This window comes from Marinomonas sp. 15G6-16 (genome assembly GCF_055809555.1).
On the sequence record NZ_CM147916.1, the window covers coordinates 2817680 to 2843190 of the forward strand.

A 25511-nucleotide genomic window follows, 5' to 3' on the forward strand; every position below is an offset into this window, starting at 1 on the left:
AATGTTTAAATCAATTCTGTGGCTGGTTTTGTTCAGGCACTTTTTTAAATACGGAATAGATGATTCCTGAATAACGAAACATCTGAAGCAAAGCTGTAATTGGGATAAAGGCGTAAATCGCTGCAATTGGTACTCGCAACGCTGGAGAAAGCTGTCCACGCGCTAAGGTTGTTAAAAATAAGCTGCCACCAAAGTAGAGAAGGGAAGCGGCGAAAATAATGCCTAAAATGGCTGCGACTAGGTTGAATGTTGGTTTTAAGCTCTTTGGAATACAGGACTTTAAAACGTCTACTGTGATGTGAGAGCCTTTACGAATACCAAGACTTGTACATAGAAAGCTCATCGTAATAATCAAATAAAGAATGGCTTCTTCTGCCCAGAAGATTGAGTCATTCAGGACATATCTGAAAAAAACTTGGGTAATCGTAAGTATCGATGCAGTGGCAAGAATACTGGCGATTAAAAAGCCTTCGATGGTGTCTAAATAGGTATTAATTTTTTCGAACATATTTTTCTCGGTGTGTATTTATTAGCCTTTGGAAGGCTGAATACGCTGCCTTGCTTAAGATTGCCAAGGCAGCGTTGGTCATTATTTCGACTCTATTTCAGCGTACACAACATCAAGTAGATCGGATGTGATGGTTTCGCGGAACTCTTCGTGAACAGGTTGGCTGGCTTTCACGAAGGCGGCCATTTGCTCATCTGTTAATTCAGTTACTTTCGTGTATTTCTTGATGTTCTCAAGAGCGGAAGCTTCCAGTTCATTAGTCAATTTACGAGACAGGTCTCGGGCGTTGTTGAAGGCGGTTGTCATAACGGCTTGCAGGTCTTCTGGCAAAGAATCCCAAGCTTGTTTGTTCACAATAGCGGCGTAACCGTGGTAAGCGTTAGACGTCAGCGTCATGTACTTTTGTACTTCATAAAACTTCTTACTGGTGATGTTCGCGATAGGGTTTTCTTGCCCTTCGATAACGCTTTGCTGTAGGCCGTTATAAACCTCGGTGTAAGCCATGGCTGTTGGGTTTGCATCAAAGTTGCGGTAAGTACTCAAAAGGATTGGCGACTGCATCGTTCTCATTTTGATGCCTTTAAGATCTTCTGGCGTCTCAATTGGACGAACGTTGTTTGTCATGTGACGGAAACCTGCACCCCAGAAGTTTACGGCATGCATTTCATGGCCTTCTAACGTGTCTAGGATCTTACGACCTGCTGGGCCATCTAATACTTTCATCATTAATTCTTGTGAAGGTAATAGGAAAGGTAAGTCTAGAATTTGTACTCTTGGCTCAAAGTTACCCAGTGTTGCGGTTGGTGGAATGGCAATTTGTACCAAGTTCATTTGTAGCTGTTCGATGATTTCTACATCACCACCTAATTGTGCGGCTGGTAGGACATTGATGTTGATACGACCATCGGACTTTTCTTCAACCTCTTTTTCAAATGCTAAGGCAGCTTGTCCGTTAGGCGTTTCGTCGATTAGGACGTGAGCAAACGTGAAATTGTAATCTGCCGCGAAAGCGGATGATCCTAGTAATAGTGCCAATGTGGTGAGTAATGGTTTTTTCATCATGAGTTACCTATTTCAAAAAATATGATTGTGTATAGATTCTGATGAATGCTCAGAGGTTCTATGTCGAAGTTAAAAATTAGGCTTGCGAGGGTTTAAAAACAATAGCATTTTGATTACATGGGTTGTAAAAAAAATTACAATAGAGTTGGCCTGATAAAAGCCTTTCGCTAGGAAGGTTTTGAGTAATCAAAGTGAATGCACCTGTTTTGTGCCTTTTGAAAGGCTTTGCCCTATTTTAGATAGGTTGGTTTTTGCTCTAAACTATAGGCTAATGCTTGTTTTATGAAATAAAATTTACACCTTGGCTTGTTTGCTAAGACATTGTTGCACCAAAAATGTGCTTTGTGCGAGTGCGTCAGAGGATGAGTGATCTGTCATGGCATCGTGTTTTTCGTTTTTTGTGGGGAACGAATCGTGAATGAAAATTTAGATTTACTGGAAATTAATTGGAACGATCTAAAATATTTTTTAGCACTGTGGCGATATGGGCGCTTGTCTTTGGCGGCAACTAAGCTTGGTTGTACTCATGTCACCATTGCAAATCGTATTGAGCAATTAGAAAAGGCCATCGATACTCGACTGTTTTATCAGAACAGCAAAGGGTTCCATTTAACGAAAGCAGGGGAGAATTTAATTCCTTATGCGGAAAAGTGTGAGCGTACTTTACGTTTGGCGAATGAGAACTATCGTAGCGGTAAAGAAATTCGCTCGAAAATTCGTATTGGTGTGACAGAAGGTTTTAGTAATTATTATTTGTCTGACCGGCTGCCAATGTGGGTGAAAGGCAAAGACATTGATATCGAGCTTATTTCATTGGCTGGCGCCACTTTGATTACCAGTGGTGAAGTGGACATCAGTATTACAATTGGGCCGCAGAAAGGCTCAAATATTATTCAGAAAAAGCTGACGGATTATACCTTAGGCTTATTTGCGGCCACTGAATACTTGTCGATGAATAAAAGCATTCGGGCTCAGTCCGACCTTGAGAATCACTCTTTTATTGGTTACATCGAAGACCAAGTGTTTTCGGATTTGTTGAAGTATCAGAATGAAATCGCGCCAGATTTGCAGTTTATTTATAAGTCGACAACGATTCATACTCAGCGAAAAGCGGTTCGATCTGGATTAGGTGTTGGGATTTTGCCGCACTTTGTGGCTTATGGTGATCCTGTCTTGTCGCCGGTTTTGCCTGACTTTTTGTTGCATCGGGAATTGTGGATATCCACCAGTAAAGACTTGCATCAGTTTAAAGATTTAAAGCTGACTTGGGACTTTATTTTGAACGCTTGTGCGGAAGAGAAATACCGCTTTATTGACCGAAAGGTGCTGTCAGAAAGAGAGTGACGCCAAGACTTCCGTGATGAGCGGAAGCATCCGAGTGGCGATAAGTCGCTTAACCATGTTATTTATAAGGATAGTGATAGCCAATGCATTGATTGTGTTGGCTGTTTTTGTTTTAGTGAGCGCCTCAGTTTTATCTGTTTTATAAGATTTAAGGAACATCCTTGTATGTTGATTTTAATAGTTGGGTTAGTGATATTTTTTGCAGTACACAGTGTGCGTCTGTTTGTTCCTGATTGGCGAAACATGGCCGTGACGAAAGCCGGTCTGATGAGTTGGCGATTGCGCTTTGGCATGTTGTCTTTATTGTCTCTTGGTTTTATTGCCATGGGTTATGGCCAAGCTCGTTTAGCGCCCGTTTGGTTGTGGTTTCCGCCAGTACACATGGCGCACGTTACGAGCTTGTTGATGCTGGTGGCGTTGTTTTTATTGTTTGCTTCCATCGTCCCGAAAACCATGATGAAAAAGGTAACAGGTTATCCGATTTACCTTGCTGTTAAAGTTTGGGCGTTTGCGCATTTGTTGAGCAACGGTAATTTAGCGGATGTGTTGTTATTTGGTAGTTTCTTGGTGTGGGCGATTGCAAGTTACGCGGTTTTCCGTCGTCGTGATCGTAAAGCAGGTGTGAAAATAGAAGAAGCCAGTCTTCGATTCGACCTTATTGCGCTGACTTTTTCCGTTGCTTCTTGGTTTACCATTGTTATTTTCCTTCATGAAGCTGTGATTGGCGTTGCGCCTTTCCACTAAATGCGATTTGTTAATTAAAAAATATATTGTTAGATAGAGTGTGATTATGTCTTTACCGCCTTGTATGAGCTGCCAATCTGAATACGTTTATCAAGATCAGGAGCTTTTGGTTTGCCCTGAATGTGGCTTTGAATGGAACCCTGTTGCGTTGGCAGAAGAGGAAGTTGTTAAAGTTCAAGACGCTAACGGCGCGTTGTTAGCCGAAGGGGACAAGGTTACGCTGATTAAAGACTTGAAAGTAAAAGGCAGTTCTCAAGGGCTAAAAATAGGCACTAAGGCCGTGATCAAGAGAATCCATGATAAGAAAGATCATCAGTTGGATTGTAAGCTAGATGGTGCAGGCGACATGATGATCACAGCTAAGTATGTGAAGAAAGCGTAAGCCTAATAAAGAATCCAGTGTTGTTTAAAATAAGGATTAAAGTCTGAGTGGCTTCAATCCTTATTTTTTATGTTATTCAGTAAATGCGCTTGTAGACGTTACTCAGCAGAGGAACGGATTTACCGTAGATTATCTTCACTAGAACCAAGAAGAGTTCGCCTGTGGCGATGGAATCCGCTAACGCATTGTGAGCTAAGTAAGGTGGTAAGTTGTGACGCTCACGAACGGCAGCAAGCTGATAATCGCCAGTGCCTGTGTCGTTTTTGTTCCGCAATAAAGACTTTTCTAAGATGAGCGTGTCTAGCCAAAGTAGCGGTAAAGAATCCAATCCATAGCGCAGTTTCACATAAGCATCGATAAAGCTTTTTTCCACAACCGTACCGTGAGCGATTAAGATTTTTCCCTTCATGGCGCGAAATAAATCGTGCATGGCTTCATCAAACAATTGTCCTTCGCTGAGCATTTCAGGAACGATGTGGTTGATCACAGCGGCTTCTGGCTTAACGTATTTTTCCGCTTTGATGTAGGTATGAACCGATGTGCTGATGTCCACTAGCATATTGTGGATTTTCAAATGACCGATACTGAGAATACGGTCTTTCTTTGGGTCTAACCCTGTTGTTTCTAAATCGAATACTAAAAACTCCAGCTCATTTAGCTTGGTTTCTGGCAAAGGGTAAGGTTCGCTCAGTAATTCAGCAATGGGTTTAGGCAGCTTGCCTTCTTCGACTAAGGCCGCACGCTTTTTTTCGAGCTGATGAATGGGGTGAAAACGATTGAATAAATTCTTCACAAAAATTAAGCCCCACTGAATTTAAGTTTGGCTGCATCTTGCAGGTTAGAAATAATGCGGAACGCGTCTTTTAAGTGTGTGCGTTCAAAGCTACCAAATGATTGAGGGTCGATATTGCTGTTTGGTTCATCGCCATTTTTGAGTGCTTCAAATTGGTGTGTGAAACGTAGCTGACAAATAAAGCGATAAGTACCAATGATGTTTTTCAACGCGTCTTCGCTGAGGACTTTCTTTTTATGAGCGAAGCGGAATCGCTCTTCTGTATTGGTTGAGGTGCAGCCTACGGAAATGCCGTAAATCCTCGCCAAATCCACCACCAAGGTAATGGCGTATTTCTTGATGTTGAGTGTGTTACTGTTCTCGCCGCCTTTTTCCAACACCAAATTGTTGAAAATACCTAAAGGTGGAGACACAGACGTTGCATCGTTAATGAGAATGCTCAAGAAATTTTTGTTTTGACTAATGAGTTTATGAAGGTGTTGGTGAAGAGTCTCACAAAATGATGGCTCACCATAAATACTGCGAGTTTCCAGAAATACGCTGGCGTTCAATAAAGTGTTGTGGTCTGGCGTTGTAATCCATTCCTGATAGTATTTTTTCCAAACACTGAGCTTTTGCATCCATTTTGGATTAGACGCCATAAAGTTCCCAGAACACAGGGTAAAGCCGCATTTTGCGAGAGACTGACACACAAAGTCTGCCATTTCTCTGAAGTACTCTAAGTCTTCTTCTGTAGCGGAGTCTTCGATAATCAACGCGTTGTCTTGGTCGGACGAAATATGGATTTCATTTCGAGCATGAGAGCCTGCGACAATCCAAGAGTATTTGCAGGGCGCTGGGCCAAATTTTTCTTCTGCGATTTGTAGAATGCGACGGTTGTAGGCGTCGTAAATCATCGCCATAACCTGGCCGATAATTTCTGAACGTACTTTACCTTCGACCAAGGCTTCAAAAATAGCTTGGCGCTCAGACGTCAGTTCTGCCAGTTTCTCAATGGTTTTGGTGCGCTTCATTGTGTCGATAAGGAAGATCGCTTGAACGCGGTTTTTTTGCACCATATCAAAAGGTGTTATCAAACCGTGAACCTTGTGACCACTGACAACCGGAAGGCTACGAATGTTGTTTTGCATCATCAAAGACGCTGCTGTTAGCACTAAGTCATTTGGACCAACAGTCAGTGGGGATTTTGTCATTACGTCGCTAATAGGGCGATCAATGCTGACGCCTTCGGCAATCACTCGTTTCGTTAAATCTCGGTCAGTGATAACACCGACAATTCGACCTTTATTCTTGATGACTGCTGTGGAGGTTCTCACTACGTTACGCATTTCATGGGCGACTTCTTGAATTGTCATATCAGACGTCACAACGGCTGGAAATGTCGTGGAGATTTCAGAGACTTTTTTTACAAACAAGCCTTTGTCGTTGTCAGACCAGACAACATTTAGAGCATTTTGAATCCGTATTTGTGCTTGTGATGCGAAGTGTTCTGCGTATTCGGGGTGTTCTTCCAATAGCTTTTGCAGCGCTTCATGGGGAATCAAATAAAGCAGAGTCGATTCAGCGGCAATCGCGCTGTAGCTTTCTTCGCCGTCGGCATGATCATCTAAGAAGGTAAAACCGAATAAATCCTGTGGGCCAAGCTTTGCTCGTAATACGCCATTTGGCTTTCGCTGCTCCATAACGCCAGTACGAATAATGTACAAATAACGCTTTGGGTCACCTGGGTAGAAATCGATCTTTTCACCACGGCTCAAGTAGCTAATGCTTACAGAGCCTGCGATTTTCATTTGTAATTCGGGAGGTAATTTATCGAATGGATCTATGTTGTGTATGAATTCAAGGATATTAGGCAGTAGAGATTGAATCATAAAAGGCACCAGATGACGGCCATTTCGAGACCATAATGTTATTTGTATGATGATATATACTATACCTAAATGGCGGAATCATCATCTAAATGATTGTTACAGTTTGCGTTCATTTCCTCATCCAGTGTTTCCATTTTCCTGTTATTATATTGGGTTCTTTTTAGCGCCATTTTTATGCTCCTTTTAATCAAGGGTGTGGAAGGTGGTTGCTTGTATTATCCGAATTGAATAATAGGTAAAAATAGAATGATCTGCGGTTTCGATTATGGAACATCTAATTGTGCGTTGGGGTTATCTCAAGACGCGGCAATTAAACTCGTGCCTTTAGAAGGGCAACACACATTTTTACCTTCTACCTTGTATGCGCTAGACCGTGATTTGATCACGGAATTTGTAGGCCGAAATATGCAAGAACAAAGCGCCCGCCAAGCCTTTGTTTCATCTCGCCAATCGGCTCTTGCTCGTGCCCAAAGAGCACGTCGTGAAGAAGACATCAGTGACAGTGATCAAACCTTGTTTTTTGGTCGAGCAGCGTTTGAAGAATATTTTGAATGGCCAGAAGACGGTTATTTCGTAAAGTCACCTAAGTCTTTTTTAGGCGCAACTGGATTACGTACCGAGCACATTAACTTCTTTGAAGATGTTGTTGCAGCCATGATGCAAAACATCAAACAAAGGGCAGAACAGCACCTTGGCGATGAGGTGACTCACACTGTGATTGGCCGTCCGGTGAACTTCCAAGGCATCGACTCCGAAGCCAGTAACCGACAAGCATTAGAAATACTGACCGCCGCAGGAAAGCGAGCGGGCTTCAAGGAAATAGAGTTTCTGTATGAACCTATCGCTGCGGGTTTGGATTTTGAAACCAAGTTAGAAGAGAATAAAACAGTTTTGGTTGTGGATATTGGCGGTGGTACAACCGACTGTGCCATGGTCAGAATGGGGCCGGAATATCTTAATAAAGAAGATAGATATGCAGATTTCTTAGGTCATACAGGTGAACGAGTGGGCGGTAATGACTTGGATATTCGTATCGCGGGTAAACACCTTATGCCTTTGTTTGGTATGGATTCTTTGCTGAAAAACGGTTTGCCAATGCCGACGCAGCTCTATTGGAACGCCGTAACAACCAACGATGTATCCGCCATTGCTACATTCAACAGCATGGATACAAAGCATCAGATTGAGCAGCTGCGTTTAGATGCGGCACAGCCTAAGTTGATTGAACGCTTTTTACGGATGCGAGAAGAAAAACACAATTATCATATTGTGCGAAACGCCGAAGAAGCCAAGATTGCTTTGTCAGATACCATGAATCATAAGGTGTTGATGGACTACATTGAATCAGGATTAGCGCAAGAGATTAGTCGAGGCGGACTAGCAGCTTCGATTGAGCCACCGCTTGAAAAGATGTTGAAGTTAATGACATCGGCGATTGAGCAAGCGGGCGAACAACCTGATTTGATTTACATGACAGGTGGTTCGGCTAAGTCTCCTGTTATTCGTGATGCGATACAAAAACGCATTGGTGATGTGCCTGTTTTGGATGGCGATCACTTTGGCAGTGTTGCTGCTGGTTTAACGGTTTGGTCTGATCGAATTTTTAGGTAAACCTAAGATCTTTTTAGTTAGCGTCTTTTGAATCAGGATTTTGGTTATCTTGCGGTGCTTTTTCTGGCTTTCCGTATAACCAACCCTGATGGTATTTGATGTCGATCAAGTCCAGTTTTTTCTTATCTGCGTCGTCTTCTACACCCTCTATGATGCAAGGCATTTTTAAGGTGTTGAAGACTCTTACTAAGGATAAGAAAAACTCTGTGTTTTCAAACTTCAATACGCTCTTGTCAATTTTGATGAAATCAAACTCAAACTCGAAAATATAAGAGAAGTTTGAAAAGCCCGCGCCAAAGTCATCGAGTGCAAAGCGATATTCTAGTTCTCTCAGCTTTCTCATGGCTTCTTTCACTTTAAGGCGATGTTTGAAAAGGTCTTCATCTTCGGTGATTTCAATGATGATTTCTCTTCTAGAAGCGGTCGCAATTTTAGATAAATAATTGATGATCTTTTTGTCTGTAAGGTGCTTAGCTGACAAGTTGACTTGGAAGTTTTGACAACCCAATTGCGCTTTTTCTTCTTCCAGTTTATCCAGTTGTCGTAACGTGTGCTCAACATGAAGGTTATAGTGCTTTATGCTTTTTATAATGCTGAGGGCATTATCATGGCCTTTTGCTCTGGTGAAAATTTCATAGGAAAAAATCTCACCGTTGCTGGCGTCTATGATGGGTTGATACACATTAAAGAAATCTCCTTGCATGATTCTTCTTTTGAGATTGGATTTATCAAAAGTAAATATCAAATAGGGGATAATCAGTAATTGAAAGAGCGCAAAGGAAAGAAGAAAGGTCGAAGCGTAAAATAAGCCAGAAGTATTCACTACCGCTTTGTATTGATAAACATAGGAAAGGTTAGAAATGAAATTGGAAGGTGTTTCTTTCTCCATTGGCCCTAATGACAAGTTATTAGAAGCAGTTGAGAGTTTGACACTCTGTAATAGGTTTTTGGTCGATGGTTGTTTGATTAAAGCGTTGAACTCATAATCGTCCACCGTTTTTTTGATGACAAATATTTTCTCATCGTACATGTTTGAAGTGTGAGGGCCAGAAAACAAGAATCCATCATGGCTCTTTGGTTTTTTCATTTTAAAACTGTCATTTCCCCAAGAGTTGCACACCAACATACCTTGGCTACCTTCGCTCTGAATAATGCCCAGCTCTATGACACCATCAATATTGAAAATAGACTTTCTCATGAACATCTTTAAATTGTCTGAACAGGCTCCATTGTAGAGTGTTGCTGTTTTATTAAGGGTGAGAGTAATGGATTGGAAAAGGTTTTCTAGGAAGTCGATCTGCTTTTGATTCTTTGCCATTACCAAACTGGATTCGTTTGATGACAACCGTCTGCTTTCAGCTTCTCCGAGCAATAGCGACAGCATTAAAGCGCAAACTAGGCTTATGATGAGGATTTTCACTCTTTTCAAAGGCATTATCGCTTCCATAAGATAAATAGCTTATTGATTTGTCTTAATACAAAACAATATCGCTTTTGCCGTTCTAATGAAATGTAAATTTTTCGAGAGTTTCAATTTTTTACATCTTTTAACTGCTTAATTTGAAGCAATAGGACTCAATCGCAATTAGGTTCATAAGTGTGCAGATTGAATTGCTTAAATACCGTTTAAAAAGTATTCTTCTTCGATTGACTGATTAGCTGTTTGCTTAAGGTCAACTCTTGTAAAGGTGTCAGTTTTTTACTGGTGAAACGGGAAATAGGTGCGTTCTTAACAAAGCCTATACTGCCCCCGCAACGGTGTGTAAGTTGTGTGTTTTTAGCTTGGTTCCACTGTTTTTAATGGGAAGGAATGAAGTGTTTAAAACACATGTTGAATGCTTATGAGTCCGGAGACCGGCCTTTATTGATTAGGATATTTCACTTATTGAACTGAGTGAAATATCCGCTAATTTGATTTGTACGGGTGAGTATGAGTCCTATTCGGGAAACACATTATGCATATTGAACCAGGCGTCGTTGACGGCGCAAAAATTGTTTTAAGCTACGCAACTGCTTTGGCTGCCCTTGGGCTTTCCGCGAAAGCATCGATCGAGATGATCAAAAAAGACGGCCTTATGTCTTTAATTGGGCGCAGTGCTCTGACGACTTTACTTGTTTTTGTTTTCTTTGAAGTCTTACCACACCATGCTGTTGGTGTATCAGAAGTTCACTTTATTTTAGGCTCGACGCTATTCTTGATGTTTGGCCCAGCGGCCGCTGCGATTGGCTTGAGTTTGGGCTTATTGGCGCAGGGTGTGCTTTTCGCCCCTTTCGATTTGCCTCAATATGGCATGAATTTAACAACCTTGTTATTGCCTTTGTTTGCTATGGGCGCGGTTGCGCGTCGTACGATTGCCGAAAACACCGCCTATGTAGACATCAGCTATAAGCATGCATTGCAATTATCCTTGACCTTCCAAGGTGGCATCATTGCTTGGGTGGCTTTCTGGGCCTTTTACGGACAAGGTTTTGGCGCAGAGAATATGAGCTCTGTTGCGACCTTTGGTTTGGCTTACTTGAGCGTGGTATTACTTGAGCCTGTTTTGGATCTTGCTGTCCTTGCAGGAGCAAAAAGTTTGAATCGCTTTAAGTCTTCGTCATTGCTTGAAGCGCGCTTGTTTAATTAAGTGATAAAACGCTTTTAAAACGGCCAAGCGATTCGATTGCTTGGCCGTTTTTTTATGGTGTTTATTCGCTCTTTCCATGCTCACTCACGAACTCTAAAAAGGCTTGGTTTGCCTTAGAAAGGTAACTGTCTTTGCGCCATGCGATACCTAGGTCTAGCCATATTGGTGGATCAAACGATCGCGTGATGAGTTGGTCATCCTCGTCGATAACCATATTGAGCAGAGTTGATACACCAAAGCCTTGCTGAGTAATAGATTTGATCAAAGGTATAAGATTGGTTTCAAAGCCAATCTTGGGTGTCATGTTACATTTTTTTGCCAATTTATCGACAATCCGACGGTGAAAGTAACCTTCCTTAAACATGACTAATTCTTCTTCGAAAAAAGCTTCTGGAGACACTTTTTCTAAATGACAGAAAGGGTGGTCTGTCGCCACGGTGACAAGCATTTCTTCTCGAATTAGGGCTTGCGTTTGCAAGCTGTCTGGTAAAGTTTCAGCAACAATGACACTCAAGTCTAACTCGCCGCTTTCTAACATTTGTTGCAGTTGCCATGTTCCGCCTTCAATCACTTTTAAGGTGATGGTTGGGTAGCGGTGTCGAAAAGCCATGAGAATGGGCGGAAAGTAATAAGAGCCAAGCATGCTTGGAATACCAACACGGACTTCGCCTTGATTTAAGCCCTTTAACTCACTCATTTCTAATAGTGCTTCATCCATAGATTGAATGATCTTTTCTGCATGAATGAGGAGCTTTTTACCTTCGTCCGTTAGACCTATGTTTCTGTCTGCTCGATGAATTAGCGTTAGCCCTAAATCAGCTTCTAGCTTTTTAATTGCCATGCTAACGGCTGGTTGAGCGACATTGAGTTGCTGGGCTGCCTTTGTAAAGCTTTCGGTTTTCGCAATGGCAATGAGATAGCGGAGCGGTTTTATCTCCATCATTAATCCTTATGGATTTGATAAGTTAGATATATTTTATTGATAAAAACGCTGGGCGTATAGTAGGCGGACAATATTGGTTTGTTTCGAATTATCTCGATGGAGTTTGTCTTGATTGAAGTAGGTGGTGTGGCATTTTGGCGAGGGACTTTGGCTCTTGTTATTGGCTCTTTTATGGTGTTTGCGAATGTCTATGTGACTCAGCCTTTGTTGCCAATGATTGCAAATGAGTATGCGATTAGCCCGCTTAAAGCCAGCGCCAGTTTTACCATCACCACATTAACCTTGGGAATCTCTCTGCTTTTCTATGGGCCAATCTCCGACGCCATTGGCCGCAAAGGTATTATGGTGATGACCATGGTCGGAATCACCATCACGACTTTTTGTCTTTCTTTCGTACACAGCTATGAGTATTTGCTGGCTTTACGTGGGCTGCAAGGTTTCTTTCTCGCGGGTTTACCGGCCATCGCCGTTGCATATTTGGGCGATGAATACACACCAGAAGCCTTAATGGTCGCTGTAGGTTTGTACATTAGCGGTAACAGTTTAGGTGGAATTGGCGGTCGTTTGATCGGCGGATTTTTTGGAGAGTGGATAGGGCACTCAGCGACCTTTGCTGTAATGGGTGGCATCAGTTTGATTTGCCTTTTAGTGTTCTTCTTTTTGTTACCTGCATCTCAGCACTTCGAACCCAAGCCGTTACGGATCGGCCATATTGTGAACAATATGAAAGGTCATATGCAGAACCGTCGCTTATTAACCAGTTACCTAATTGGTGGCTTTAGTTTTTTCATCTTTGTGAATCAGTACAGTTACATCACCTTCGTGTTAGAAGCGGCGCCTTATAATTTATCCGCGAAATATGTGGGATTGATCTTTCTGACTTATTTATCTGGCACTTTGGGTTCCGCGATTTCAGGTAAGCTCGCTAAGCGTTGGGACCAACCTAATATGATGGTGTTAGGAACCTGTATCTTAATGTTGGGTTCATTGGTGACTCTTGGTGATTCCTTATTTTTCATTCTGGCAGGCTTGTTGATTAACAGCTTTGGGTTCTTTTTAGGCCATTCTACAGCTAGCAGCTTTGTGAGCCGAAATGCGAAACACGCCAAAGCCAGTGCATCTTCATTGTACTTGGTGTTCTATTATCTTGGTGCGAGCTTAGGTGGGTTTTATCTTGATCCATTTTGGCAAGCGGGTGGCTGGACAGGCGTTATCATTGGTTCTTGGCTGGTGTTGGCTTTGGTCGCGTTGGCGGGTATGAGTTTAATCAAAGACAAGAAGCGGACGCTACAAGTAGAGGCTTTTAAATAAATATTGTAAAGTAGCGCCTTGTATTTCGAACGATACTCCCTGGATCAGCAGACAGGGTATAACTGAGCTGGCTATTTGATTAAATCATCATTCAAAGGAGCCTGTTTATGTTTGATAACACTGCCGCCAAAAAAACACCTCAACTTTCCCTTTCAAACGCCAATAAAAGAATCTGGATAAAGCATCCTTTAGCCTGTTTTACGGGCAATGAGTCAGACGCTCGCGGCGGCATAGTCGTTCAAGGCTCAGTGATTAAAGAAGTGCTTAGCTTGGGACAGTCGCCATTAGAGCCAGTCGATGAAGTGTTTGATGCTCGCGAGCTCGTGGTTTTACCTGGTTTGGTGAACACTCATCATCACTTTTATCAAACCCTGACACGAGCTTGGGCGCCTGTGGTTAATGTACCGCTTTTTCCTTGGCTCAAAACCTTGTATCCAGTTTGGGCGAAATTAACCCCTGAAGCCCTTTCACTTGCCACTCAAGTTGCGATGGCGGAGTTACTTTTATCAGGTTGCACAACAGCGGCTGACCATCATTACCTTTTCCCAACAGGTATGGAAGACGCTATTGATGTGCAAGTGGAAGTGGTACGCAAACTTGGCATGAGAGCCATGCTGACCCGTGGGTCGATGAGTTTGGGTGAAGACGAAGGCGGTTTGCCTCCACAACACACAGTACAAAATGGCGACACTATTTTGGCAGACAGTCAGCGTTTGATTCGCCAATATCATGAGCGAGGAGAGGGCGCACAAGTACAAATTGCTTTGGCGCCTTGTTCACCTTTTTCTGTGACCCGTGAAATTATGATGGATAGTGCTGCGCTTGCTAAACAAGAAGACGTTCGCTTACACACGCATCTGGCGGAAACATTGGATGAGGAAAACTTCTGCTTGAAGATGTTTGGGTTACGGACGGTTGATTATCTAGAAAGTGTCGGTTGGTTAAACGATCGAACTTGGCTAGCTCACGGGATTCACTTTAATGAGGAAGAGATCAAACGGTTAGGTGCCGCGGGAACAGGGATTTGCCATTGTCCGGTTTCTAATATGCGTTTGGCGTCTGGGATTTGCCCAACCTTAGATTTAAGTCAAGCGGGCGCTACCATTGGTTTGGGTGTTGATGGATCAGCGTCTAATGATGCTTCCAATATGATGTATGAAGCGAGACAAGCGTTATATCTGCAACGACTAAAATACGGCGCTGAGAAAATCACCCCAGAGCTTGTATTAGGTTGGGCGACAAAAGGTTCGGCTCGTCTTCTTGGTCGTTCTGATATTGGTGAAATTGCCGTGAACAAACAAGCGGATATTGTGTTTTATAAAATGGACGAACTGCGCTTTTCAGGTAGTCATGATCCTATTTCTGCCTTGTTATTGTGTGGCGCAGAAAAAGCAGAGTATGTGATGATCGGCGGGCAATGGCGAGTTCAAGAAGGGCGAATTGTAGGCTTGGATATTGAGAGCTTGATTGAAAAACATAAGGCGCTTGCGAAAGCTTTAGTCGCAAACTAAAGCCTGAGCCTAAGTTGGACATGGTGTTCAACTTAGGCTTTTTGTTTTTGTCGTTATGACTTTGTCGGAACTTGCTGTGTAATGCAGTGAATATTGCCGCCGCCCAATAGAATATTGCGAGTTGGAACACCAATAACGTTATGATCTGGAAAGGCTTTTTGCAATATGGCTTTGGCCTCGTCATCATGCTTTGGATCAAGTAAGGGAAATATCACCCCTTGATTACTGATTAAAAAGTTTGCGTATGATGCGGCTAATCGTTCACCTGCTTGGCGCTCCATTGAGTCGCTAGGCGCAAGTCCTTGAGCTTCTTCAGGAGCCACATAAAGAGGCCCTGGCATAGGCAATTTGATGACCTCCAAAGATCGTCCCTTTGCATCTTTTGCTTGGCTTAATACCTTGTAAGCCACTTGGCTAATGGTGTATTGAGGGTCTTCTGGGTTATCGCAATAGGTTAAAGCAACAACGCCAGGGCGAACGACATGCAAAATATTGTCTATATGGCCATTGGTTTCATCATTGTACAAACCTTGTTTCAGCCAAATAATGGTTTCGACATTGAGATAATCTTTTAGCAAGTTTTCAATTTCAGCTTTGCTTAGGTTTGGGTTCCTGCTCGGGTGAAGTAAGCATTCTTCCGTTGTATAAAGCGTGCCTTCGCCGTCTACATGTATGGAGCCACCTTCCAGAATAAGCGGTGCATCATAGAAATCATCACCTGTGACTTCAGCCATTTTTTGGGCGACTTCATTGTCTAGTTCCCAGTTGTCATAGAGGCCGTCTAATTCTCCACCCCAAGCATTAAACTGCCAATTTATTGCGCGACGTTCGCCGTTATTGTTAATGACGTAAGTGCCACCAATGTCGCGCATCCAGCTGTCGTCTGATGGTATTTCTATCAGGTTGATGTTTGCAGGAATGGCTTGGCGGGCTTGCTCAAAATCGTTAGGCCCAACAATAAAAGTCACTGGAGTAAACTTAGAGATAGCGGATGCTACATCGATAAATTCCTTTTGAGCATATAAACCCTTATGTCGCCAATTGTCCCTTCGAACAGGCCAAGCCATCCATACTTGGTCTTGAGGCTCATGTTCACCTGGCATACGAAAAACGTCAGTTTTAGGTGTTGTGTCTAATGTTTTGCTCATTATTTATCCAGTTTTAACGTGGCATTGGGTTTTGCCGAAAGTGTATCCATGAACATAGTTGAAGAAAAGTGAAATTCCTAATGATTTATTGGTGATCATGCCCAATCGGCGTCAATGTACTTCATAATAAATAAGATTGTTTAAAGCATAAAAAATTAATTGATTTAGAGAGGCAAAATGAGCACTTTAAAAGAGCAAACAGAAGCGAAAGTAGCGGCTGGCCGCGCAGCTAATCCTGAATTTATGAAAGGCGTTGATGAAGCTATTGAACGCGCCAAACAATTTGAGCAAGGTGCTGATGCTCTTGCATTAGGAGCAACGGCACCTAATTTTGAATTGCCGAATCAAAGTGGAGAAGCAACATCTTTGGCTACTTTATTGGAAAAAGGCCCTGTTGTGGTGACTTTTTACCGTGGTAGCTGGTGCCCATACTGCAACTTACAATTACGAGCGCTGCAAGCGCGTTTAGGGGAATTCAATGACTTGGGAGCCGAGTTGGTAGCTATCAGCCCACAAGTGCCAGATGATTCATTGAGTAAAGACGAAATCAGCCAAATGGCATTTCAAGTCTTGTCTGATCAAAGTGCAAAAGTCGCTGTGGAATATGGTGTCGCTTGGGAAGTTCCAGAATATCTAGTAAACCACATGAAAGTTGACCGTGGGCTGGATCTGGAAGCGATTAATAACGGCAATGGTAACGTGTTACCTATTCCGGCTACCTTCGTTATTGACCGCGATGGAAAAGTCGCATGGCGCTTTGTAGATGTAGACTACAGAACTCGTTCTGAGCCTGAGGACATCATCGAAGCTTTGAAAAAATTGGCTTAGATTCCGCTCTTTTGAGTTTCCCTAAAGGTGAAAGTTATTTCACTTTCTCCCTTTAGGGATAATCAAAGGTGTGTTGGAAATAGGGTCATTTATGATCAAGCAAGGTAAGCCAAATACGCTTTCGATGAGTTCTTCATTTACGATGTCATTTGGTGTGCCTGTGGCAATAATTTGTCCTGCTTTCATGACAATTAGGTTGTCTGCATAACGGCAAGCATGGTTTAAATCGTGAAGTACCGCGACGAGTGTGTGACCTTGTTGGCGGTTCAAATCTTGAAACAAGTCCAATAATTCAATTTGGTGAGCGATGTCTAAATAAGTTGTTGGCTCATCTAACAAGAGTAACGGTGTTTGCTGAGCAAGTGCCATAGCCACCCAAACTCGTTGTCTTTGCCCACCTGAAAGCTGATCAACATTATGGAAAGCGAACTCTTCTACGTTTGTTGATTTCATCGCGGCATTAACAGCATTTTGATCTTCTTCTCGCCAAGGTTGAAACCATTTTTGGTGAGGGAAGCGACCACGAGAAACCAAATCCACGACCTTAATTCCGTCTGGTGCAATGGCACTTTGAGGTAAAAGCCCTAACTTCTTGGCAACCTCACGGGTGGCGAGACCGTGAATGTCTTCTCCGTTTAGTAATACTCGGCCAGGTTGAGGTGCAAGCAGTCGGCTCATGGCGCGTAATAAAGTCGACTTACCACAACCATTTGGCCCAACAATGACGCTAAACTTTCCTTCAGGAATGTGAACGGAAAGATCTTTGGCGATGACATTTTGATCATAACTTAGAGTGACGGATTCTGTGGCGAGTGAAATGGCCAATTTTGATGTCATAACTTACCTTCTCGCATAATTAAATAAACCAAATAAATGCCACCTAAGCTGATGGTGACTAAACCGACAGGCAAAGTGGAGCCTTCCCAGCCATGTTGTGCGATAAAGTCTGCACAGAGTAACAAGAGAGCACCAACAAGTGCGGAAGAACCCAAAGAGACATTGGTGCTCTTTTCTAATCGACGAGCAATTTGTGGTGCTGCCAAAGAGATAAACGCGATTGGGCCTGTGACGGCCGTTGCGACTGCTGTTAAAGCGACACCGACAAACATCAACACAAGGCGAGATCGGTTGACCGATATGCCCAATGCGGCGGCTGTGTCATCGCCCATTTCGAGTAATCTCATTCGTGTGTTCATGAGAAAAGCACAGACAATAAAAACACTGATTAAGGCCGCTGCGGGCAGCACACGAGCCCAAGTCATACCGTTTAACGTACCCGCACTCCATAAAGCAGCTGTCATGGCGGTTTCCAATGAAACGGTGAGAGACAACCATTGATTGAATGCAGTCAGAGTCGCGCTGATCGCAATGCCAACTATGATAAGACGGAAGCCAGAATGACCATCTCGGTACGCGAAAATATACACAAGAATGGCAGAAAAAAGTCCGCCTAAAATCGCTCCCAAAACACTCATCCAATATAGGTTGCCAAAAAACGCGATTGATATGAGAACGCCCGTAAAAGCGCCTACATTAAAACCAGTGATATCTGGGCTACCTAATGGATTGCGAACTAAAGATTGAAAAACCGCGCCGCTTATACCGAGTCCAGCACCAATGATTAACGCCGCAAACAAGCGAGAGGCTCGCCATTGCCACACCACGATAGATTGATAACGATCAGCTTTGCCTGTCAGTAAAAGCCATATATCTTGCTGACTTTTAACAAGGTGATCTCCAATGAAAAGAGTGGCGAAAACTAATAACAGAGTGAGCAATAATAAGATGATTTTAGATGGTTTGATCATCGTGCTTTTGCTTGCCTGATGCTTGATAGACGCATGGGGAAGTGTGGTTTTCATAAGCTGGAGGCTCCTTTCCTACGCACGAGATAAATCAAGATAGGTGCGCCAATAAAAGCCGTCACAATAGAAACTCGGAGTTCTCCAGCAATCACAACTCGTCCGATGATATCGGCAACCAATAAAAGACAAGGCGTGAGGATAAAACTAAATGGAACGATCCAGCGTTGATCTGGACCTACCATCCAGCGGGCAATGTGCGGCATCATTAAACTGACAAAAGCAATGGGGCCAGCCGCTGCGGTGGCGGCGCCACACAGTAGGGTAATCGCCAATAAACCCAGTAATTGTACGCGAGCAGGATTACTGCCAAGCGCAGACGCTAAGGAATCTCCCAAGCCAAATGCGTTTAATGCCGGTGTGATGGTGATCGCTAATAAACAGCCAAAGAGCACGACAGGAGCAATGAATAATGGGACGGATAATGTTCGAATGTCTAAGCTGCCAACCACCCAAAAACGGATTTGATCAAAGGCGTTAGGGTTAAACAAAGTAATAGCCGAGCTTAAACCGCCGAAGACAGCGCCAATGGCAATTCCTGCCAGTGTAAGTTTCAGAGGGTCGGTTTTGCCTCCACCAATGCTGCCAACAAAGTAAACCAGTAAACTAGCGAGCAGGGCGCCGAACACGGCATAAACGAAAAATTCAGAAAGTTGTGTTGCACCTAAAAATACAATCGCAATGGAAACCGCTAAGCTGGCACCCAAATTCACGCCTAATATTCCAGGGTCCGCAAGAGGATTTCGAGTAATGGCTTGAATCAGAGCACCAGAAGTTCCTAATGCCATTCCAACAAATAAACCATTTAAGGTTCGAGGCAAGCGGCCTTCAAGAATGATGGTTTCCGCAAGGCCATGTTCTTCGCCCATCAGCACATTCCACAGAACTTGGGTTGACAGTGGTTTTGCGCCGATGCATAAACTGGCGATCATGATCAGCAATAGCAGACTAATAGAAACCAATAACCAGATGTATTTCTTTTTAGCAGAAACGTATTCGCTATTGGCCATTTTCGGAACGTCCAAAAAGATTCTGCAAGCGTGTTAGCAAATTACTGGCGCTGTAATAATCCAGTCGGAATGTGTCATTACCCACAGCGAAAACTTGGTTGTTTTGAACCGCGCTGGATGACTGTAAATAGTTATTGTTTTTGAGTGCTTGTTCTCTTTCTTGAGAAGCTGAGAAGAGTAAAACTGAGTTGCCATTCACTGCGTCTGGGAAGCGTTCGCCTGTGGCGATAATAATATCGTCACGTAATCCCATGCTGATGTTGCCTTTTACTGATTCTGGCACTTCAGCCAGAGTAAATCCTAGCTCTTTTAATAAACGACCTTGAGCCGATTTGGTTGTCCAAATATTTCCGCCTGTATCGTCTCGATAATAAACCATGGCCGTGGTCGGTTGAGGTGGCAGGGTAATTCTACTTTTTGTATCTGCGACTTTTTGCTCAAAGTCTTGAATCACGCTTTTTGCTTGTTCTTCTAAGCCTAATAAATCTCCAAAGATTTGAGCCAATTGCATCCAGCTTTTGTTGTCATAACCTATTACTAAGGTTGGTGCGATGTCTTTTAGTTGATCGTACAGCTTCATGGCAGAGTCGCCACCTGTTGCAGAAATAATGATCAATTCTGGGTTGGCTTTAATAATGGCTTCGGCGTTTGGCTCGGTTTGGTAAAGCGGAATGACGCCTCGCGTTTCTGCGATGGAAGCCCATTGGCGCATAAAGCCTTGTCCTGATGCCACGCTTGTATTTGGCATAGTGGCACCGGATGCGATTAAAGGCGCGTCAATGGCAAGTAAAGTGCCGGAAAGAGTAACGCTGGTGGAAACAATTCGGCTTGGGGCTTGTTCAAGCGTTAATAAGCCTTGGCTTGTCATGATGCTTCTTGGCCAACCTTCAGGGGCTTTTTCGACTTGATCGATGGCCAGAGTGTTATTTGAAGAGGTATTATCCGTCGAGGATTGAGTCTCTTCCGGCGCCTTGTCACAGCTTGCTAAGGCGAGTGCAGCAATAAAAATAATAAAGGCTCGACCAAAATAGGCATAACGGCGGATCATATTGAAGACCTTAAAGACAAAGAAATGAGCGCGCTATTATATATAGGAGATGAGTTATTTCATACTATTGATAATCATTTTCAATAATTGATAGTGGGTTTACACTTCAAAGCACCAGAAGTTGATGCTGTATGGGCTCACAATGTTGAGTTTTGAAAGCTTGGGAAAGTCTTTTAGTTTTACTTTTCCTTGTCTAAATTTTGGGCGAACACTGTTGATTCGAATTTTCTTAGAAGTAAGGGAGTCGGCAGTGATTTCAAAACGCTTTTTCTTTAGGCCAAACTCCTGACAATTAATGATTTTAGGGCTGGCGGACATATTGATAATTAACAAAGTACATTTGCCTTCTTTCTTTGCGCTGTGACAATAGGTTTGTACGAATGGGTCATTGCTTTGAACTTCGAAGACGTTCTCTCCCATTAATTTCCCCCACAACCAGCTGACCCAATAATCAGGATTCGGTTTGAGTGTTTGTCGATTAATGAGTGCGTAATCTCCGCCAATTAGGCTTTGTCTTACCATGACTTTTTGACCAGATTTTGCGCCTCGCCCTAATTGATCTGCCCACCAAAAGCAGGATACGAATCGATCTGAGAGTTTGGCTTGTCCTCCGCATTGTGCCGAGCCTGTTTCTCCTGTCCAGAGCTGTGCTTGGGGCTGATGTTGGTCCCGTAGTTTCCTAAGTTGTAAGGCGTATTTTTCGTAATATGTGAGAGAGTTTGGTGAAAGAATATTGTCGAGTGTCGCCGCACGAGTTCGAACAGGAGAGCGGCTACTTTGGAAAGGATAATAATGCCAATCAATAATGTCGATTTCTTCTTTTAAATGCTCCAAAAAAGGCGCAGAAATGTTACTAATAGGCTTAACGGCTTCTCCAATTCTTGGCCAAAAAGCACTGCCAGGGCCTGCAACTAAACTGTCTGGACTGTATTGGCGGACGCAACGAATGAAGGTGTCGTAATCTTTTGCGAGATTTTTAGCGCTGGGCTGTGAGGTAAAACCGTGGAAAGCCCAATAGGCGTTGAGTTCATTTCCGAGCTCAAAAATGTCGATTTTTTGCTGATTAGCTTGGCAATATTCTAATAAGGCTTCGACTTCATTGGTTTGCCAGCCGCCTTGTTTACGACGCTCAAAGAGGCCATATTTCATAGTGAACATCAACGCCAAATCATTGCGCTGACAAAATCTGTGAAGCTGATTCCACATCTCTTGTGTGAGTTCTAAACTATCTTCTGATGCAGGTGTTGCACTGGTAAAGTAATGGACTTTGTCGGCTTCCGAGCCACCAACACGCACATAAGCAGGGCCAAGAGCATTGACGAGATTATCTAATGCCGGTTGACTGAGGTCTAAAGGTTCAACTCGTTGCGTACCCAATCCGCGCTGAGTGCCTTTGCTGCCTTCCCACCAAAATCCGCCAGCCAACACGGAAATATCAATGGAGAAGGAAAGAAATCGAGCATCGACTTTCGCAATAGGCGAAGCCTTGTTCAGGCTAATGGAAACCGTTTTGTGTTGTCTTTGTCGGTTTCTTCTATTCCAAGGTCGGACTAATCTATAACTAAACAAGGCGCGTATTCTCAAGTTAAAGGTATTAAAAGCTTGCATCATAAATGTGACATTGTTGTTGCAGCTTCCCTAGACTAGATTGAACTTAAACAATGGAAGGTATTCGTATGAAATACATAGTTTGGCTTATGTCGGCGTTATTGATTGGTTGTACCAGCGCTCCTAAAGATATTGACCCAGTGACTGAGTTTCAGGTGGAGCGCTATTTAGGAACTTGGTATGAGATTGCTCGCCAAGATCATGCTTTTGAAGAAGGTTTGTCGAATGTGACGGCGACTTACTCAAAACAGGATGATGGTGGAATAATGGTTTTAAACCGAGGTTATTCCGCCGAAGATAAAGAGTGGCGTGAGGCAAAAGGCAGAGCCTATTTTGTTAACTCATCTGACATTGGGCATTTAAAAGTGTCTTTCTTTGGGCCTTTTTATGGGGCTTATGTGATCTTTGAGTTGGATAAAGAGAATTATCAATACGCCATGATAGTTGGCCCAAGTCGTGAATTTTTCTGGTTATTATCAAGAACGCCAACGATGCCGGAATCCGTTAGGAATCGATTGCTCAACAAAGCGGAGTCTCTGGGTTTTCACATGGATAAACTCGTTCTTGTAGACCAAGACAACACGTAATCCTTACATAACCACAGGTGTTGTAATCCTTTAAAAAAGAGAACAAGCGATGGTTTCCTTGTTTTCTTCTGTGAGACACACGGCGCTATATGCTTCGGCATTTTGAATGAAAGCATAGTGAGTGTCAGAGTCTCGGCAAAGAGCGAGAAAGTTCGCTTGCTTTGTATGGAAATTGGCTTGATTGATTTCATACGTGAGATTGGATTCGTCTCTGTTTAGCGCAAAGTCGGCTGTGTTTTCTTGCTCTTCAATAAGCCTATTTAATTCATTGTATTGTCTGCGAGTTTGATGGCAATAAGCGCTGTTCGGCGTGGTCTCTGCGCATTCTGTTATGGCTGTTTCTAAGCGTGCTTTTTTATTCTGATAATAGTCCAGATTTTCTTGTGCTTGATTGGCCTTGATGCGGTTCAGGTTCTTAGTTCGTGCGAGCTGGTCTAATCTCAGCTTCGCCTTATTAAGCTGTGCTTCCTGTGCCAAACACTGATTTCCAAAGTGAATCAAATCATTGCCATGAGCCAAATTCATTATGAAGCAACTGATGATGAGAAAACTGTATTGAATGCTTAAACGAGAAGTCATTTAAAGATTGCCTGTTTAAAAATGTATTAAAGGATAATAAGGTATCTCAGGTTGCTTTAAAAAGTTGGTAGAAAAAGAGACAAATCTAAATAAAGCTATCTATATAGTCTAAATGGCTATATTATGCAGTCGCAAGCTAGAAAGAAGTCTCTAAATTAAAAACTCTGTAATACGTTGTTTTATTCATAAATCTTCGTTCTGAAGTTTCTAACTACCAGTCTATTTTTTTGCATTTTCAGCCTTTTTAAGGCTACTTATATTTAAAAATCAGGTGATTATTTATGTCTAATAAAGTTAAAGGTACTGTTAAATGGTTCAACGAAACTAAAGGTTTCGGTTTCATCGAACAAGAGAACGGTCCAGACGTTTTTGCACACTTCAGCGCTATTGTAAGCGATGGATTCAAAACTTTGGCTGAAGGCCAACAAGTAGAATTCGTTGTAACTGACGGCCAAAAAGGCCCTCAAGCGGAAAGTATTACTGCGATCTAATTCGTAAGTAAGCATATATTAAGAAAGAGTAAGTTCCTTTGGAACTTACTCTTTTTTTTGCCTTCAAAAAGGAGAGGAGCGCTTGAGAGGCCATTGTTTTGCCACGAAAAGCAAATTACAGAATATAAAGTAAGGTGAATATTATGAATCGTCGACATTTCCTTGTGAGCGCAGCTTGTGCCGCAGCCGGTGCAAAATACTTTTCTCCATCATTGATTGCTCAAGAAGCAGATTCAACATTCGAAGTGGTTTATACCAAAGAAGAATGGCAAGCCAAGCTAACCAATTTCGAATACAAAGTCATGCGAGAAGAAGGCACAGAGCGTCCGGGCAGCAGTGATTTACTGCATGAAAAACGAGTGGGTGTTTATGATTGTAAAGGCTGTGATTTACCGCTTTATGATTCAAGCACTAAATACGACAGCCGAACGGGTTGGCCAAGCTTTTATCAAAGCCTACCAAACGCCGTGGAAACAAAAGCCGACAACAGCTTCTTTATGAGCCGTACGGAAGTGCATTGTCGTCGTTGCGGTAGTCATTTAGGTCATATTTTTAACGATGGCCCACAACCGACGGGCAAGCGTCATTGTTTGAACGGTGTTTCTTTGGTTTTCCGTCCTGCTTAATGCACTGAATTTATCTAAGCCAAATGGCGACTTCATTGAGAAGTCGCCATTTTTCCTTGTAACGTGGCCATTAACGTAGCCGCTAAAATACAAGCACCACCGATTAATTGCATAGTGGAAAAGCTTTCACCTAACCAAATGAAAGCGAACAGAGCGCCAAACGCGGGTTCAGATCCAGTAAGCAGTGCGACTCTAGATGATGTTGTGTGCTTAACACTATAATTCTGTGCGAATAGGGCAAAAATAGTACAGAAAATTACCAGATAAAAAGCCAATACCCAAAAGCTTCCTTCTGCCGGAAAGAGGTCTTTCAGCGATGCATCACTCATGACAAAAGCAAGCAAAGCACCCACGGTTACCACATTGGCTTGAATGCTAGTAATGTTTAATGCGGAAAGGCGTTTGCCTTTTAATAATACTTGAGTCGAAACCACTATGCAGGCGCGTAATAACGCCGCCAATAAAATACAATAATCCCCAATATTCAGTGTCAAAGATCCCCAGCCAAGCTCATTCTGAGTTAACAACAGCACACCAATGACAGACAACAAGGCGAATCCTAACACACTTCTGTGAGGCCATTGTTTGTGGGAAATCGCTTCTATGAAAGGCGTCATCAAAACACAAAGGCTAATCAAAAATGCGGCTTTCGAAGCGGTTGTATGGAATATTCCATAGGTTTCCGCAAGGAAAATGGAGAGTAAAACAAGGCCAGTTGGCAAGGCGTATTTCCAATCCTTTGTTAGGCCTTTTTTGTGATCTCTCCAAAAATTTGGCAAGAGAATAAGCGAGGTTAAGCCGAAGCGAATCACGATAAAGGCCAACACACTGGTATAGATAAGCGCTTCTTTTGTGATGCCGTAACTGGTTCCCCAGAAGATCGCGGTAAGCAGTAAAGACAGTTCAGCGACTGGAAGGCGATTGAAAAGAGAAGGAGTCGTTAATGTTTGAGCTTTCATGTTTCCTCACACGCCTCAAGTAAGTGGCGTACAGCTTGATAAATGGATAAAAAATTCG

General features: G+C 42.9%; 25 protein-coding genes and 1 riboswitch. Of the genes, 11 read left to right on the top strand and 14 right to left on the bottom strand.

Annotation, left to right across the window (positions count from 1 at the left end):
• Positions 1-10: 10 nt before the first annotated feature.
• Both AC0L46_RS13485 and AC0L46_RS13490 read right to left on the bottom strand, forming a co-directional pair.
• Positions 11-508 (bottom strand): TRAP transporter small permease, encoded by a 498-nt coding sequence (locus tag AC0L46_RS13485; protein WP_347982487.1) that lies wholly within the window; start codon positions 506-508, stop codon positions 11-13.
• Between the two features lie 81 nt (positions 509-589).
• Positions 590-1570: a TRAP transporter substrate-binding protein gene (locus AC0L46_RS13490; RefSeq protein WP_414681060.1), complete on the bottom strand. Its 981-nt coding sequence runs from the start codon at positions 1568-1570 to the stop codon at positions 590-592.
• Between the two features lie 414 nt (positions 1571-1984).
• Between AC0L46_RS13490 and AC0L46_RS13495 the strand changes: the two genes are divergently transcribed.
• From AC0L46_RS13495 to AC0L46_RS13505, 3 genes are all read left to right on the top strand, one after another.
• Entirely contained in the window at positions 1985-2914 is a 930-nt protein-coding gene (locus AC0L46_RS13495) for a LysR family transcriptional regulator (protein WP_473504288.1), read from the top strand.
• A 165-nt stretch (positions 2915-3079) separates the two neighbouring features.
• Positions 3080-3658 (top strand): NnrU family protein, encoded by a 579-nt coding sequence (locus AC0L46_RS13500; RefSeq protein WP_473504290.1) that lies wholly within the window; start codon positions 3080-3082, stop codon positions 3656-3658.
• A 46-nt stretch (positions 3659-3704) separates the two neighbouring features.
• Positions 3705-4040, top strand: a complete 336-nt coding sequence (locus tag AC0L46_RS13505; protein WP_414681057.1) for a zinc ribbon domain-containing protein YjdM — start codon at positions 3705-3707, stop codon at positions 4038-4040.
• A 76-nt stretch (positions 4041-4116) separates the two neighbouring features.
• Here the strand turns inward: AC0L46_RS13505 and AC0L46_RS13510 are convergent, their stop codons facing one another.
• On the bottom strand, positions 4117-4833 hold the full coding sequence (locus AC0L46_RS13510; protein ID WP_414681056.1) for a 3'-5' exonuclease: 717 nt from the start codon (positions 4831-4833) through the stop codon (positions 4117-4119).
• Positions 4834-4838: 5 nt separating this feature from the next.
• Positions 4839-6704, bottom strand: a complete 1866-nt coding sequence (locus AC0L46_RS13515) for a DUF294 nucleotidyltransferase-like domain-containing protein (RefSeq protein WP_414681055.1) — start codon at positions 6702-6704, stop codon at positions 4839-4841.
• A gap of 246 nt (positions 6705-6950) precedes the next feature.
• Here AC0L46_RS13515 and yegD point away from each other — a divergent pair, with 246 nt between their 5' ends.
• Positions 6951-8315, top strand: a complete 1365-nt coding sequence (yegD, locus tag AC0L46_RS13520) for a molecular chaperone (protein WP_473504293.1) — start codon at positions 6951-6953, stop codon at positions 8313-8315.
• 13 nt (positions 8316-8328) lie between these two features.
• Here the strand turns inward: yegD and AC0L46_RS13525 are convergent, their stop codons facing one another.
• Positions 8329-9750 (bottom strand): EAL domain-containing protein, encoded by a 1422-nt coding sequence (locus AC0L46_RS13525; RefSeq protein ID WP_473504295.1) that lies wholly within the window; start codon positions 9748-9750, stop codon positions 8329-8331.
• A gap of 234 nt (positions 9751-9984) precedes the next feature.
• Positions 9985-10192: riboswitch (cobalamin riboswitch) on the top strand.
• A 78-nt stretch (positions 10193-10270) separates the two neighbouring features.
• Between AC0L46_RS13525 and AC0L46_RS13530 the strand changes: the two genes are divergently transcribed.
• Positions 10271-10942 carry an energy-coupling factor ABC transporter permease gene (locus AC0L46_RS13530; protein WP_473504297.1) on the top strand — a complete coding sequence of 224 codons (672 nt, stop codon included), beginning with the start codon at positions 10271-10273 and terminating at the stop codon, positions 10940-10942.
• 61 nt (positions 10943-11003) lie between these two features.
• Here AC0L46_RS13530 and AC0L46_RS13535 read toward each other — a convergent pair whose 3' ends face one another.
• Entirely contained in the window at positions 11004-11882 is an 879-nt protein-coding gene (locus AC0L46_RS13535) for a LysR family transcriptional regulator (protein ID WP_473507152.1), read from the bottom strand.
• A gap of 111 nt (positions 11883-11993) precedes the next feature.
• On the opposite strand from AC0L46_RS13535, the gene AC0L46_RS13540 reads away from it, so the two are divergent.
• A complete protein-coding gene (locus tag AC0L46_RS13540) occupies positions 11994-13196 on the top strand; it encodes an MFS transporter (RefSeq protein ID WP_473507154.1) in 1203 nt (400 codons plus the stop codon).
• Positions 13197-13303: 107 nt separating this feature from the next.
• Entirely contained in the window at positions 13304-14707 is a 1404-nt protein-coding gene (locus AC0L46_RS13545; protein WP_473504299.1) for an 8-oxoguanine deaminase, read from the top strand.
• A gap of 53 nt (positions 14708-14760) precedes the next feature.
• On the opposite strand, the gene aguA is transcribed toward AC0L46_RS13545, so the two are convergent.
• Positions 14761-15855 carry an agmatine deiminase gene (aguA, locus tag AC0L46_RS13550; protein WP_473504301.1) on the bottom strand — a complete coding sequence of 365 codons (1095 nt, stop codon included), beginning with the start codon at positions 15853-15855 and terminating at the stop codon, positions 14761-14763.
• A 177-nt stretch (positions 15856-16032) separates the two neighbouring features.
• Here aguA and AC0L46_RS13555 point away from each other — a divergent pair, with 177 nt between their 5' ends.
• Entirely contained in the window at positions 16033-16683 is a 651-nt protein-coding gene (locus AC0L46_RS13555; protein ID WP_473504303.1) for a peroxiredoxin-like family protein, read from the top strand.
• A 39-nt stretch (positions 16684-16722) separates the two neighbouring features.
• On the opposite strand, the gene AC0L46_RS13560 is transcribed toward AC0L46_RS13555, so the two are convergent.
• The 5 genes from AC0L46_RS13560 to AC0L46_RS13580 form a co-directional block, all read right to left on the bottom strand.
• On the bottom strand, positions 16723-17520 hold the full coding sequence (locus AC0L46_RS13560) for an ABC transporter ATP-binding protein (protein WP_473504305.1): 798 nt from the start codon (positions 17518-17520) through the stop codon (positions 16723-16725).
• Positions 17517-18545: a FecCD family ABC transporter permease gene (locus AC0L46_RS13565; RefSeq protein WP_473504307.1), complete on the bottom strand. Its 1029-nt coding sequence runs from the start codon at positions 18543-18545 to the stop codon at positions 17517-17519. Before AC0L46_RS13565 ends, AC0L46_RS13560 begins: the two co-directional genes overlap by 4 nt.
• Positions 18542-19555 carry a Fe(3+)-siderophore ABC transporter permease gene (gene fepD, locus AC0L46_RS13570; protein ID WP_473504309.1) on the bottom strand — a complete coding sequence of 338 codons (1014 nt, stop codon included), beginning with the start codon at positions 19553-19555 and terminating at the stop codon, positions 18542-18544. Before fepD ends, AC0L46_RS13565 begins: the two co-directional genes overlap by 4 nt.
• Positions 19545-20603 (bottom strand): Fe2+-enterobactin ABC transporter substrate-binding protein, encoded by a 1059-nt coding sequence (gene fepB / locus AC0L46_RS13575; protein WP_473504311.1) that lies wholly within the window; start codon positions 20601-20603, stop codon positions 19545-19547. Before fepB ends, fepD begins: the two co-directional genes overlap by 11 nt.
• Positions 20604-20702: 99 nt before the next feature.
• Positions 20703-22214: a glycosyl hydrolase family 79 N-terminal domain-containing protein gene (locus AC0L46_RS13580; protein ID WP_473504313.1), complete on the bottom strand. Its 1512-nt coding sequence runs from the start codon at positions 22212-22214 to the stop codon at positions 20703-20705.
• Between the two features lie 65 nt (positions 22215-22279).
• Here AC0L46_RS13580 and AC0L46_RS13585 point away from each other — a divergent pair, with 65 nt between their 5' ends.
• Positions 22280-22798 carry a lipocalin family protein gene (locus AC0L46_RS13585; protein ID WP_473504315.1) on the top strand — a complete coding sequence of 173 codons (519 nt, stop codon included), beginning with the start codon at positions 22280-22282 and terminating at the stop codon, positions 22796-22798.
• 30 nt (positions 22799-22828) lie between these two features.
• Here the strand turns inward: AC0L46_RS13585 and AC0L46_RS13590 are convergent, their stop codons facing one another.
• The gene (locus tag AC0L46_RS13590; RefSeq protein WP_473504317.1) at positions 22829-23377 is read right to left on the bottom strand and encodes a hypothetical protein; all 549 of its coding nucleotides are present in this window, start codon (positions 23375-23377) and stop codon (positions 22829-22831) included.
• A gap of 281 nt (positions 23378-23658) precedes the next feature.
• On the opposite strand from AC0L46_RS13590, the gene AC0L46_RS13595 reads away from it, so the two are divergent.
• On the top strand, positions 23659-23868 hold the full coding sequence (locus AC0L46_RS13595; protein ID WP_347982812.1) for a cold-shock protein: 210 nt from the start codon (positions 23659-23661) through the stop codon (positions 23866-23868).
• Between the two features lie 143 nt (positions 23869-24011).
• A complete protein-coding gene (gene msrB, locus AC0L46_RS13600; protein WP_473504319.1) occupies positions 24012-24494 on the top strand; it encodes a peptide-methionine (R)-S-oxide reductase MsrB in 483 nt (160 codons plus the stop codon).
• Between the two features lie 32 nt (positions 24495-24526).
• Here the strand turns inward: msrB and AC0L46_RS13605 are convergent, their stop codons facing one another.
• Positions 24527-25453: a DMT family transporter gene (locus AC0L46_RS13605; RefSeq protein WP_473504321.1), complete on the bottom strand. Its 927-nt coding sequence runs from the start codon at positions 25451-25453 to the stop codon at positions 24527-24529.
• Between the last annotated feature and the right edge of the window lie 58 nt (positions 25454-25511).

What these genes read in the sequence shown, in the direction of transcription:
- AC0L46_RS13485 (WP_347982487.1), bottom strand. Translation starts at nt 508, where the DNA reads ATGTTCGAAAAAATTAATACCTATTTAGACACCATCGAAGGCTTTTTA.
- AC0L46_RS13490 (WP_414681060.1), bottom strand. Translation starts at nt 1,570, where the DNA reads ATGATGAAAAAACCATTACTCACCACATTGGCACTATTACTAGGATCA.
- AC0L46_RS13500 (WP_473504290.1), top strand. Translation starts at nt 3,080, where the DNA reads ATGTTGATTTTAATAGTTGGGTTAGTGATATTTTTTGCAGTACACAGT.
- AC0L46_RS13505 (WP_414681057.1), top strand. Translation starts at nt 3,705, where the DNA reads ATGTCTTTACCGCCTTGTATGAGCTGCCAATCTGAATACGTTTATCAA.
- AC0L46_RS13515 (WP_414681055.1), bottom strand. Translation starts at nt 6,704, where the DNA reads ATGATTCAATCTCTACTGCCTAATATCCTTGAATTCATACACAACATA.
- yegD (WP_473504293.1), top strand. Translation starts at nt 6,951, where the DNA reads ATGATCTGCGGTTTCGATTATGGAACATCTAATTGTGCGTTGGGGTTA.
- AC0L46_RS13525 (WP_473504295.1), bottom strand. Translation starts at nt 9,750, where the DNA reads ATGCCTTTGAAAAGAGTGAAAATCCTCATCATAAGCCTAGTTTGCGCT.
- AC0L46_RS13530 (WP_473504297.1), top strand. Translation starts at nt 10,271, where the DNA reads ATGCATATTGAACCAGGCGTCGTTGACGGCGCAAAAATTGTTTTAAGC.
- AC0L46_RS13535 (WP_473507152.1), bottom strand. Translation starts at nt 11,882, where the DNA reads ATGGAGATAAAACCGCTCCGCTATCTCATTGCCATTGCGAAAACCGAA.
- AC0L46_RS13545 (WP_473504299.1), top strand. Translation starts at nt 13,304, where the DNA reads ATGTTTGATAACACTGCCGCCAAAAAAACACCTCAACTTTCCCTTTCA.
- aguA (WP_473504301.1), bottom strand. Translation starts at nt 15,855, where the DNA reads ATGAGCAAAACATTAGACACAACACCTAAAACTGACGTTTTTCGTATG.
- AC0L46_RS13555 (WP_473504303.1), top strand. Translation starts at nt 16,033, where the DNA reads ATGAGCACTTTAAAAGAGCAAACAGAAGCGAAAGTAGCGGCTGGCCGC.
- AC0L46_RS13560 (WP_473504305.1), bottom strand. Translation starts at nt 17,520, where the DNA reads ATGACATCAAAATTGGCCATTTCACTCGCCACAGAATCCGTCACTCTA.
- AC0L46_RS13565 (WP_473504307.1), bottom strand. Translation starts at nt 18,545, where the DNA reads ATGAAAACCACACTTCCCCATGCGTCTATCAAGCATCAGGCAAGCAAA.
- fepD (WP_473504309.1), bottom strand. Translation starts at nt 19,555, where the DNA reads ATGGCCAATAGCGAATACGTTTCTGCTAAAAAGAAATACATCTGGTTA.
- fepB (WP_473504311.1), bottom strand. Translation starts at nt 20,603, where the DNA reads ATGATCCGCCGTTATGCCTATTTTGGTCGAGCCTTTATTATTTTTATT.
- AC0L46_RS13580 (WP_473504313.1), bottom strand. Translation starts at nt 22,214, where the DNA reads ATGATGCAAGCTTTTAATACCTTTAACTTGAGAATACGCGCCTTGTTT.
- AC0L46_RS13585 (WP_473504315.1), top strand. Translation starts at nt 22,280, where the DNA reads ATGAAATACATAGTTTGGCTTATGTCGGCGTTATTGATTGGTTGTACC.
- AC0L46_RS13590 (WP_473504317.1), bottom strand. Translation starts at nt 23,377, where the DNA reads ATGACTTCTCGTTTAAGCATTCAATACAGTTTTCTCATCATCAGTTGC.
- AC0L46_RS13595 (WP_347982812.1), top strand. Translation starts at nt 23,659, where the DNA reads ATGTCTAATAAAGTTAAAGGTACTGTTAAATGGTTCAACGAAACTAAA.
- msrB (WP_473504319.1), top strand. Translation starts at nt 24,012, where the DNA reads ATGAATCGTCGACATTTCCTTGTGAGCGCAGCTTGTGCCGCAGCCGGT.
- AC0L46_RS13605 (WP_473504321.1), bottom strand. Translation starts at nt 25,453, where the DNA reads ATGAAAGCTCAAACATTAACGACTCCTTCTCTTTTCAATCGCCTTCCA.